8 protein-coding genes are annotated in these 11,278 nt (G+C 33.9%); 5 read left to right on the plus strand and 3 right to left on the minus strand.

The features are described 5' to 3' along the window. Positions 1-74: 74 nt before the first annotated feature. From fba to NEH74_RS13060, 3 genes are all read right to left on the minus strand, one after another. Entirely contained in the window at positions 75-938 is an 864-nt protein-coding gene (fba, locus tag NEH74_RS13050; RefSeq protein WP_055241894.1) for a class II fructose-1,6-bisphosphate aldolase, read from the minus strand. 224 nt (positions 939-1,162) lie between these two features. Further along, the gene (locus NEH74_RS13055) at positions 1,163-2,323 is read right to left on the minus strand and encodes an AI-2E family transporter (RefSeq protein ID WP_055305997.1); all 1,161 of its coding nucleotides are present in this window, start codon (positions 2,321-2,323) and stop codon (positions 1,163-1,165) included. 15 nt (positions 2,324-2,338) lie between these two features. Further along, the gene (locus NEH74_RS13060) at positions 2,339-3,685 is read right to left on the minus strand and encodes an MATE family efflux transporter (RefSeq protein WP_238581314.1); all 1,347 of its coding nucleotides are present in this window, start codon (positions 3,683-3,685) and stop codon (positions 2,339-2,341) included. Positions 3,686-3,779: 94 nt separating this feature from the next. On the opposite strand from NEH74_RS13060, the gene NEH74_RS13065 reads away from it, so the two are divergent. From NEH74_RS13065 to NEH74_RS13085, 5 genes are all read left to right on the plus strand, one after another. Beyond that, the gene (locus NEH74_RS13065) at positions 3,780-4,418 is read left to right on the plus strand and encodes a Crp/Fnr family transcriptional regulator (RefSeq protein ID WP_055305999.1); all 639 of its coding nucleotides are present in this window, start codon (positions 3,780-3,782) and stop codon (positions 4,416-4,418) included. 296 nt (positions 4,419-4,714) lie between these two features. Then, complete coding sequence (locus tag NEH74_RS13070; protein ID WP_055306000.1) at positions 4,715-6,928, plus strand: heavy metal translocating P-type ATPase; 2,214 nt, start codon at positions 4,715-4,717, stop codon at positions 6,926-6,928. Between the two features lie 189 nt (positions 6,929-7,117). Further along, positions 7,118-7,816: a response regulator transcription factor gene (locus NEH74_RS13075; protein ID WP_055306001.1), complete on the plus strand. Its 699-nt coding sequence runs from the start codon at positions 7,118-7,120 to the stop codon at positions 7,814-7,816. After that, positions 7,791-10,160 carry a sensor histidine kinase gene (locus NEH74_RS13080; protein WP_055306002.1) on the plus strand — a complete coding sequence of 790 codons (2,370 nt, stop codon included), beginning with the start codon at positions 7,791-7,793 and terminating at the stop codon, positions 10,158-10,160. Before NEH74_RS13075 ends, NEH74_RS13080 begins: the two co-directional genes overlap by 26 nt. A 156-nt stretch (positions 10,161-10,316) precedes the next feature. Further along, on the plus strand, positions 10,317-11,192 hold the full coding sequence (locus NEH74_RS13085; protein ID WP_055306003.1) for a ribokinase: 876 nt from the start codon (positions 10,317-10,319) through the stop codon (positions 11,190-11,192). Positions 11,193-11,278 lie beyond the last annotated feature (86 nt).

Raw genomic sequence — 11,278 nt, forward strand, 5'->3', positions numbered from 1 at the left:
CACCAAATATTATAGAACCGAATAAATAAAAAAACGTCTACCTTTCGTAGACGTTTTTAAGATGGAACAGATAATTAAGCTTTGTTAATTGATCCGAATAATTCCATTTTTTCTTTAACTGTAGCTTTGATCGCTTCGAATCCTGGGTTTAATAATTTACGAGGGTCGAATCCTTTACCTTCTAAATCTTTTCCAGCTTCGATGTATTTACGAGTAGCTTCTTGGAATGCTAATTGGCATTCAGTGTTAACGTTGATTTTAGCAACACCTAAAGAGATTGCTTTTTTGATCATTTCTTCTGGGATTCCTGTTCCACCGTGTAATACTAATGGAGTATTTCCAGTTGAAGCGTTGATTGCTTCTAAAGCATCGAATGCTAATCCAGCCCAGTTTTCTGGGTATTTACCGTGGATATTTCCGATACCAGCAGCTAACATAGTTACTCCTAAGTCAGCGATTTGTTTACATTCAGCTGGGTCAGCAACTTCACCTTTACCAACTACACCGTCTTCTTCTCCACCGATTGATCCAACTTCAGCTTCTAAAGATAATCCTTTTTCAGCAGTTAATTTAACCATTTCAGTTGTTTTAGCGATGTTCTCTTCGATTGCATAGTGAGAACCATCGAACATGATTGAAGAGAATCCAGCTGCCATAGCGTCTAAAGCACCTTGGTAGCTTCCGTGGTCTAAGTGTAATGCAACAGGAACAGTGATGTTTAATTCTTTCATCATTCCGTTAACCATACCTACGATTGTTTCGTAACCGCACATATATTTTGCAGCACCTTCAGAAACACCTAAGATAACTGGTGAGTTGTTTTCTTGAGCAGTTAATAAGATAGCTTTAGTCCACTCTAAGTTGTTGATGTTGAATTGACCAACAGCGTATTTACCTTCATAGGCTTTTTGTAACATATCTTTAGCAGAAACTAACATGTTGTTACCTCCATTGTATTATTAAATTATTGGATTGAGAACTCTGCAAATTCTTGCTTAGTCTTCTCTTCCTCACAGTAATTATAACGGAATTTGTGAAAAAAATAAATAAAAATGTTTCATTTTCCAATTGACGAATGAAGAGAAACAATTGTCTTAAAGTCATATATTTCAGATTATTTAAATGAAAAGGCTGCCATTTGGTAGCCTTTTTGATAGGGAATTTAATTCTTACCCTGAAGTTTAACAAGACGTCTTTCAATGTAAAGTTTTAGTAAGGCGACAATCGGAACTGCTAAAATCATCCCAAAAGCACCTAAGTAATTTCCTCCAATTAAAATCGCCATGAAAATCCATACTGGCGCTAGTCCGACGCTTTCCCCAAGAATTTTAGGTTGTACAAAGTTTCCATCAATCTGTTGGTAGATAATTAATAACAGAGCACCTAAAAGTCCCAGCTTAACACTTGTAAATAATCCTAAGATGAAGGCTAAAACAGCACCAATAATAGGACCAATATACGGAATCACGTTTGTAATACCAGCGATGAATCCAATTAATAAAGCAAATGGATGCCCAATAATTAAAAGAAGAATCGTTGAAGCAATACCAACAATCAGAGCATCTAATAGTTGACCTAAAATAAAGCCGCCAAATATTTCATGGACATCCTTCAGAAATCTCTTTATTTTAAGTTTGGTATTGATTGAAAGAGTCACAGTTGCAATTTTATCAATGGCGATAAAAATGGACTCCTTATCTTTTAGAAAATAAAAAGTTAAGATGAGTGTCGCAAAAAGATTAATAAAAAAGGTAGCAACATTTGTGACCATCCCTGTTCCTGAGGCAAAAATTTTAGTTAAAAATCCACTCAAAAAGCCCGTAATATAAGTCGTTAATTGATGAATTTGATTCTCTGTAATATGAATCAATTTAAAGTAAGGTACTAACTTTGAAAGCCATTCTGTTAAAATTGTTTGAAAATTTGGAATATCTTCTCCAATAGTCAGGAGATTTTGGAATAATGGTGGTACGATAGATTTTATCAATAAAGTAATTGTTCCAAATACTATAATGACAAGGATAAGAAGGCTGATTAAGCGATAGGTCTTAGATGATAAGCTAACCTTTGTCCATCTATCCCATAGTTTTTTAAAGTAATGTTCGATAAATAATAGGGGACGATATAAAATATAAGAAATAATAAAGGCGTATATAATTGGAGAAATGACAGCTAAAAAATTAAAAAATAAATTTTTAAAAAATAGAAAGATATCGACTGAATGACGGGAGACTTGATAAACGAACAGTAAAAGGACTCCAATCATTAGCGTAATTAGACCTATATTAAGATATTTTTTATTGATTTTTAATTTATCGAACATTCAAAGGGTCACTCCTTAAACACTTGAGTATCGCTTAAACTCCTTTCTAATTAGATAGAAAGAAATGATGGCAATCATTAAATCAGTAATAGGTTGTGCTAACCAGACCCCATTTAACCCTATAAATTTGGGTAAAATTAAAATTAGTGGAATTAGTAAGATAATCTGTCTAAGAATAACAAGCCAAATCGAAAGTTTAGATTGTCCAATTGCTTGAAAGAAGTTTGGTGCGGTTGTTGTTAACGCACAAAGGGGCAGACTAAATAAGTAAAGTTTAAGTCCCTCAGTTGTAGAGGGTAGCAGTGAGTCATCTGAATTAAAGAAACGAATTAAAATGTCTGGAATTAGTTGAATTAAAATAAATCCAATCGTAAAAATAACAGTTGCTGCTAAAGTTCCTTGAATAAATGTTAATTTTACACGATCATAACGTTTCTGACCGTAGTTATAACCGATAATAGGAACTGACCCTTGATTAATTCCAACAGCAGGCATTAGGGCTAAATTTGTAATCGTTGTTACCGTCGTAAACGCACCGATCGATAAAGGTGTACCGTAATAGGCTAATGAACGATTAAATAAAACTTGAATTAAAGCTGTTATTAACTGAACAAGAGAAGTAGATAACCCAAATAGTAAGATAGGCTTGATAAGTGATAATTCAGGTTTTAAGTAAGTCCATTTTAACTTTAAATTTGACTTTCCAATACTATAGTAGTAAAAGACATAAATAAAAACAGCAAGATAGGAGAGGACGGTAGCAATAGCAGCCCCCTTAATTCCTAATCCTAGCCCAAAGATAAAGATAGGATCTAGAACAATGTTAATGACACAACTCATTATTAGAATGAGAGCTGCTCTTTTTGGGTTACCCTCTGATCGAATCGTAGCCATTAAAGAAAAACCAATAATATAGAATGGGATTCCGAGAATCATCACATTTAAATATTCTGATGCTAGTGGTAAGATGATTTTATTTGCTCCAAAGAGTTCTAGAAGTGGTGTTTTAAAGATAAAGAAGATAATCATGAGAAGTAAACTTATCATTACTCCAAGACCAGGGACTTGATTTAATATTTTTTCTGCCATTAGTTGATTTTTCTCTCCTAGTTTAATTGAAAGATTAGCAATGGCTCCATAAGTAATTAAAAGCTCACAAGCTAAAATAATCGTAATAAATGGCATCACTGTTCCGAGGCTGGTTAAAGCGAGTGACCCAATATCAGGAATGTGACCAATGAAAACACGATCAACCGTATTGTAGAGTGAAACAGTCATCATGCTGACGATGGCTGGGATACAATATTTTAGTAATAATTTGTGAATAGGGGATGTTTGTAATGAATCGTTCAAAATTAACACTCCTTGTTTAGATTAATATTGTAGACTATAATAACAAAATAAATCTTAAGGAGCGAGGACATTTGTCCAGTTTAGTTTAAGAAGGAGGCAGGACGTGTCATTATTGATGAAAGAACTCGAAACGAGTTCATTTTTAAGAGGTAAGTATGAAGTGAAATCATTTCGAAAAGAGGAGATTATTTTAAATGCAGAGGATCGGCTAGATTCGATTATTATTTTAAAGAGCGGAAAGCTGAAGACCTATTCCTTATCAGAAAATGGGGCAAAACATTTAATGCGAATTTACGAAGCAGGAGGATTGCTTGGTGATGTTGAAGTGTTCACTGATAGTGTAGTGATTTGTTTTGTAGAAGCGATGGAAGATGGGGAAATGTATGTGATTAAACGTGAGCATTTTTTGAAATGGATGGAACATGACTTCAATATTTCATTATATATTGTCAGACAATTAGCTGAAAAATTGATTAATACAGGTATTAAGATGCGATCGGCAGTTAGTTATCCATTAAAATACCAAGTCTTACTTTATATTTGGAAATATGTTAGCCAATATAAGAATAACTGTATTCCAAAAGTATTAATTGTTGAGGAATTAGGATCAAATATCCGAAGTATTAATCGCATTTTAAAACAATTAGCTGAAGAAGGAATTATTATTAATCTCAGTGGTAAGATAAAAATTGAAGATCTTAATTTAGTCTTGACGATGATGAGTCAGTACGAATTATGTTAGTCACGATAAATTTCTAGAGAGAAAATTTATCGTGACTCTATTTGGCCTTACCCTACCAGTGGAGGATAGCTAAGAGTTCGTAAACTCACTATTTAGCGTAGGGAACCCACTATCAAAGTATTTTAAGAATTAAGGGTGAATTGAGATAGATAGAGTACTTTTTACTTTGTATATATAGACAGGAAGAAAGTAGTATTTTAAGTAGGCAATTGAGTTGACAATTATTCCCCTCAAGCATATACTGATAATATGAATATATGAATAATCATTCATATGATAGATGGGAGGCGAACCTTATGGGGAACGATAGAACATTTAAATTAACTTTATCTGGTTTAGATTGTGCCAATTGTGCCAATAAAATTGAAGATCGTGTCAATCGTCTAGAATTAGTTGAAGAAGCTAATCTCAATTTTTCAACGAGTCAGTTAACAGTATTAATAAAAGAATCAGCGCTTAAAACAGATGTCATCACTGAAATTAAGCGTATTGTGAAGCAATTAGAGCCACATGTTGTTGTTGAAGAACGTGTCTCAACACAGGTCGTTCATAAAAGTAGCTGTTGTGGAGGAAGTTGTTCTTCACATACAGAGTCTCATCATGGTCAAGCAGGACATAGTCATGAACATTCTCATAAAACGTTAGATAATGAATCTTCATCGAAAGTGTTTAGTTTTATTAAAGAAAATGCTTGGTTATTACTTGGTGTCATTATTTTCTTAGCTATTCATACCTTTAAACCAGTAGGGATATTAGAAGTTGTTTTATATGGAGTCAGCTATTTATTGATTGGTGGAAAAGTATTATTAACCGCCTTTCGTAACATTACGCGTGGTGAAATCTTTGATGAAAACTTTTTAATGATGGTGGCAACAGTGGGAGCATTCGCCATTGGTGAGTATCCAGAGGCAATTGCCGTGATGTTATTTTATGAAATCGGTGAACTATTCCAAAGTTATGCCGTTAATCGTTCACGTAAATCTATTAGTAGTCTACTTGATATTCGTGCCGATCATGCGAACTTAGTCACTGAATCAGGAACAAAAGAAGTTGCCCCAGAAGCTGTTTCAATTGGTGATTTGATTGTGATTAAACCTGGTGAACGTGTTCCACTTGATGGGGAAATCATTGAAGGAGAATGTTATTTAGATACATCAGCGTTAACAGGTGAATCAATACCACGTCTTATTTCTGTAGGAGAAGAAATTTTAGCCGGATGTATTAATACGAATGCGTTAGTTAAAGTTCGTGTCACTAAAGTAGCGGGAGAGTCAACAGTCGCGCGTATTCTAGAATTAGTCGAAAATGCTTCATCTAAGAAAGCACAAACTGAAAAATTTATTACGAAATTCGCTCGTGTCTATACACCGATTGTTGTTTTATTAGCGGTGCTTATTGCCATCATCCCTCCATTCGTATTCCAAGTGAATTTCTCAACTTGGCTATATCGCTCGCTTAGTTTCTTAGTCGTGTCTTGTCCTTGTGCTTTAGTTGTTTCTATTCCACTTGGATTCTTTGCTGGTCTTGGTGGCGCATCCAAACAAGGGGTGTTAGTTAAAGGTGGAAACTACTTAGAAGCTTTAAATCATGTTGAAACGGTGGTATTTGATAAAACAGGAACATTAACAAAAGGGGTATTTAAAGTAAGCCAAATCAAACCTGTGAATATGAATGAAGCAGAGTTCATTGAATTAGCAGCTTATGCAGAGAGTCAGTCAACGCACCCAATTGCAAAATCAATTGTCGATGCTTATACTCAAGTGATAGATACAACGGTTTTATCACAATATGAAGAAATAGCAGGACATGGGGTAAAAGTATTTGTTGGCGATAAAGAAGTACTTATCGGAAATGCAAAACTGATGCAACGTGCGAATATAGGTACAGCTAATGTTGATGCTGTCGGAACGATTATTCATATGGCTGTTGATCAAATTTATGTTGGTTATATGGTGATTGCAGATGAAATCAAAGAAAATTCAAAAGCAGCCATTGCAAAATTAAAACAACTTGGTGTTTCAAAAGTGGTGATGTTGACGGGTGATCACGAAGGCGTTGCTAAAAAAGTGGCAGCAGAGCTTGGTGTAGATGAAGTTTATGCTGGTTTATTACCTCATCAAAAAGTTGAACATGTCGAAGAGATATTAGCACATAAAACAAAAGATAAAAATATAGTCTTTGTTGGGGATGGAATGAATGATGCACCCGTTCTTGCCCGTGCTGATATTGGTGTTGCCATGGGTGGTATCGGCTCAGATGCAGCGATTGAAGCAGCTGATGTCGTTTTAATGGAAGATGATCCAATGGCATTAGTTAAAGCGATTAACAAAGCCAAACAAACAAGTATGATTTTATATCAAAATATTATCTTTGCCTTAGGCGTTAAAATCTTAGTCATGATTTTAGTTGCTTGTGGACTAGCAACCATGTGGGCGGCAGTTTTTGCCGATGTTGGTGTGACAATTCTAGCGGTTATGAATAGTACGCGTGCTTTAAAATCTAAAAAATAAAAAATGTTAAAAGGATGTCTTCAGTTTATGAAGATATCCTTTTTCATTTCTTTAGAAAATCTTAAGTTTTATTTAGACTATTTCTTTAGGTGTTATGGTTAAGATAGTGTCATGAAAACAAAGAGAGTGGGGTGAGTTGTTCCTAAATGGTATAATAGTAGAAAATATCAGCTTAGGGAGATGGATGTTATGAATCAATCACATATTTTAATCGTTGAAGATGAAAGAGATATCGCAGTTGCCATTGAAGCGTATTTAAGTAATCAGGGGTATAAAGTAAGTATTGCGGGAAATGGTATTGAAGCATTAGAGATTGTTGAATCAACTGTTATTGATTTAGCGATTGTCGATGTGATGATGCCGAAGATGGATGGGATTACATTTACAATGAAATTAAGAGAGAATTATCACTTCCCAGTCATTATGTTATCTGCTAAATCAGAAGAGGTGGATCAGATTATGGGGTTAAATATGGGAGCTGATGATTATGTCACTAAACCTTTTCGTCCACTTGAATTATTAGCACGCGTTAACTCTCAGCTTAGACGCTATAAAAGATTTTCTACAATTAAACAAGAAGAAAATCATCATCTTATGACAATTGGGGGACTTGAGATGAATACTGAAACAAAAGAATTTACAGTAGATGAAATACCAGTAAAATTAACACCAATCGAGTACAAAATTTTAAATTTACTTATGAAGCATCCGGGAAGGGTCTTTCCTGCTGAGGAGATTTATGAACGCATTTGGAATGAAAATGCGGTGAATACAGACACGATCATGGTTCATATTCGTAACATTCGAGAAAAAATTGAAATTAATCCAAAAAATCCAAAATATTTAAAGGTGGTGTGGGGCGTTGGCTACAAAATTGAAAAACAGTAAAATTTTTATTTCAGTGATTTCCTGTTTATTTTTATTATTTTTATCAGTTGGAGTCTATGTCAATTATCATAATATTAATGATATTTCTAAGCTAAGAAGTTATAGCTATTTTGAAGATTATGATTTTTATGAAAAGATGAATGCGCGAAATTATCAACTTTATTTTGAACAATTAGTACAAAGTAAAGATGGGAAAAGCTTGGCATTAGAAGATATTTTTCCATTAGAATCTGTTGAAGATCGATTGGAAATCTTTCAAATTTTACAAGCTCCTGGTTATATTTATGATGAATATAATACGTGTCAGGTAGACGATGGAGAGACGGAGACGTCTAACTTATTTAAAGAGTCGGTTTCTACAAATACACAACCTATTTGCCCATCTACTTCTAAGATTGAACAAATGACCAAACAACAATTCACTAATTTATCAGAAAATGAGCAATTAGCTATCATTAACCCGGTTTTAAATAAAGGTTTAGAAAATCTAAAAAATATTTTTGTGCACAATTATGTGGATTATAATTTACCAAACTTATATTATTTTGCGATGGTGCATGAGACGAAGGAAAAAATAGGCGATGAATCATTAGAATCCTTGCTAATGTCTTCAACAAATAGTCAAGTTGAAGAGCAATATCAATACTATGTTATTTTAGAATACGATGCGGTGGGGAACTTAAAAGTTAATCAGTTGTCTGGTGCTGATTTTATGAAACATTCAAAATACGATTCACTTGTCATTGATCCTAAACAAGAAGTTAAAGGCTATTTAGAAGACATAAAACTATTACAAAACTACGATAATATTCCAGTTCATCCGATTAAAAATATGACAATTGTTTATGCTGTGCCTAAAGTCTTATTGCACTATGATGAGATTTCACGTTCACAGGAGTATTATTCTTACTGGGGGATACAGGAGGCATTAATACCAATAAGTTTAATGGTAATTGGATTGGTTTTTATCTTTAGTTGTTTTATTCCAGTCAAAGTAATTAGCAAAAGTAAATTAGTTAATTGTATTTTAAGCTGGCCAGTTGAGACACTATTACTAACCGCAACCCTTCCGTTTGCAATTTTTATTGAAATGTTACCAAGTCTAGTATTTAGTACACTAAACTCAGAATTTACAGATCTCTTACATATTTATATGACTTATGACATGGTTGATATCAGTATGATGATATTGAATATTTTTGTTTGGTTCTTAGCATTAGCTTGGATTTACGTTCTTTGCTTATATGTTAAAAACTTATTTAAACAAGGATGGAAAGTGACGTTTACAGAAAGCTGTTGGACGTACCGTGGATGCCGCTTCTTATTTAGAAAATTAAGAAAGTTCTTAAAAGTCGATTTGAAAGAGAAAAATACAAAGAAATTATTCTTCTTAGTAGGCATTCAATGTATCCTACTATCATTATTCTGTTTAGGGTGGTTCTTCGGAATTATAGGAGTATTTATTTACAGTATTGTTTTATATGTGCTACTTCGCAAATACCTCATGAAGACGCAAAAAGATTATGTACAATTATTTGAAATGACTGAACAATTAGCAGAGGGAAATCTTGAGGTTGAAATTGATGAAGATCTTGGAATCTTCAATGCGTTTAAAGAGGAAGTGATGCATATTCAAGGTGGATTCAAAAAGGCAGTTGAGGCTGAAGTGCGCAGTCAGCGAATGAAAACAGATTTAATCGCGAACGTTTCGCATGATTTGAAAACACCTTTAACGTCTATTATCACATACACCGATTTATTAAAAGATGAAGATTTAGACAAAGAAAAGCGAGCACAATATTTAGAAACACTTGATCAAAAAGCGCAACGTTTAAAAATATTAATTGAAGATTTATTTGAGATGAGTAAAGCAAGTAGCGGGAACATTACAATGAATCTTCAAGAAGTAGAAGTAATTTCTTTAATGAAACAAACTTTACTTGAACTCGAAGATAAAATTGATGCAGCTAACTTAATGATTCGTCGCAACTTCCCAGAGCATAAAGTACTATTGATGCTTGATAGCGAGCGTACGTTCCGCGTTTTTGATAATTTGATTTTAAATATGACAAAATATGCAATGCCACATACACGTGCCTATATTGATATTGTTGATTTAGAACAATCGGTTCAAATTATATTTAGAAACATGTCGGCCAATGAAATCAATGTAGACGTTGATGAGTTAACAGAACGCTTTGTACGCGGTGATCAAGCCCGTCATACGGAAGGTTCAGGACTTGGTCTTGCGATTGCAAAAAGCTTTGTTGAACTTCAAGGTGGAACATTAGATATTCACATTGATGGAGACTTATTTAAAGTCATTTTAACGTTTAATAAATAATCTAAAAAGCACTGAAAAATCAGTGCTTTTTACGTGCATAATAGTTGGTAAAAGTTATTGATTAATAAACGATGAGGCCTTTATAATTGATATGATGGAGTATTGTTTCAACTGCTACAATGAAACGAATATGTCGCTAATATAGGAAGTGAAAAAATGAAAGTTTTAAATATTGGTTCATGTAATATTGATTATATCTATGAGGTGGATCACATGGTGCGACCTGGTGAAACCCAAACGGTTCATAATTTAGAAATCGTTAGTGGTGGAAAAGGATTAAACCAATCGATTTCCTTAGCTAAAGCAGGCGTGGAAGTTTATCATGCAGGATTAATTGGAAAAGATGGGATGATTCTTCGTCAGGCCTTAGAAATACATGGAGCTAAGACCGATTATTTATACGAAGTAGAAGGACCAAGTGGTCATGCGATTATACAAATTGATGCTCATGGAGAAAACTGTATTCTTGTTTATCCAGGTGCGAACCATCAGTTTAATGAAACACGAATTGATGAAATTTTAAACCACTTTGAATCAGGAGATTTATTATTACTTCAAAATGAAGTTAATGAGATGCCGTTAATTGTGAAGAAAGCTTATGAACGTGGACTTCAAATCGCTATTAATCCAGCACCATTTAATGAACAAATTAAAGATATTCCATTACACCTTGTAGATTATTTAATTTTAAATGAGATTGAAGGACAAGATTTAACAAAAGAGACAAATGATTTCAAAGTGTTAGAGGCCTTAAAAGTAAATTATCCAAATACCCATATCTTATTAACTCGAGGGAGTAAAGGTGTTTTATATACTTATCAGGATGTAATGATTGAGCAACCAGCATATAAGGTGGAGGCAGTTGATACAACGGCAGCTGGCGATACATTTATCGGGTATTTTATTTCAGGGCTCGTTCGTGGATTAGATATGGAAGAGACTTTAAAGTTAGCTTCTCGTGCCTCATCGATTACAGTTACTCGTAAAGGATCCTCATCATCAATTCCGACAAGAGAGGAAGTTGAAAAATAAAAGACCATGATGGTCTTTTATTTTTTATGTGCGCCCGGCATGGGTATTATCTAACGGGTTAAAGTCCCGAGTACGTCCAAGTAGCG

Origin of the sequence: Turicibacter sp. GALT-G1 (assembly GCF_025594995.1) — a bacterium.
Taxonomy (GTDB): Bacteria; Bacillota_I; Bacilli_A; order MOL361; family Turicibacteraceae; genus Turicibacter; species Turicibacter bilis.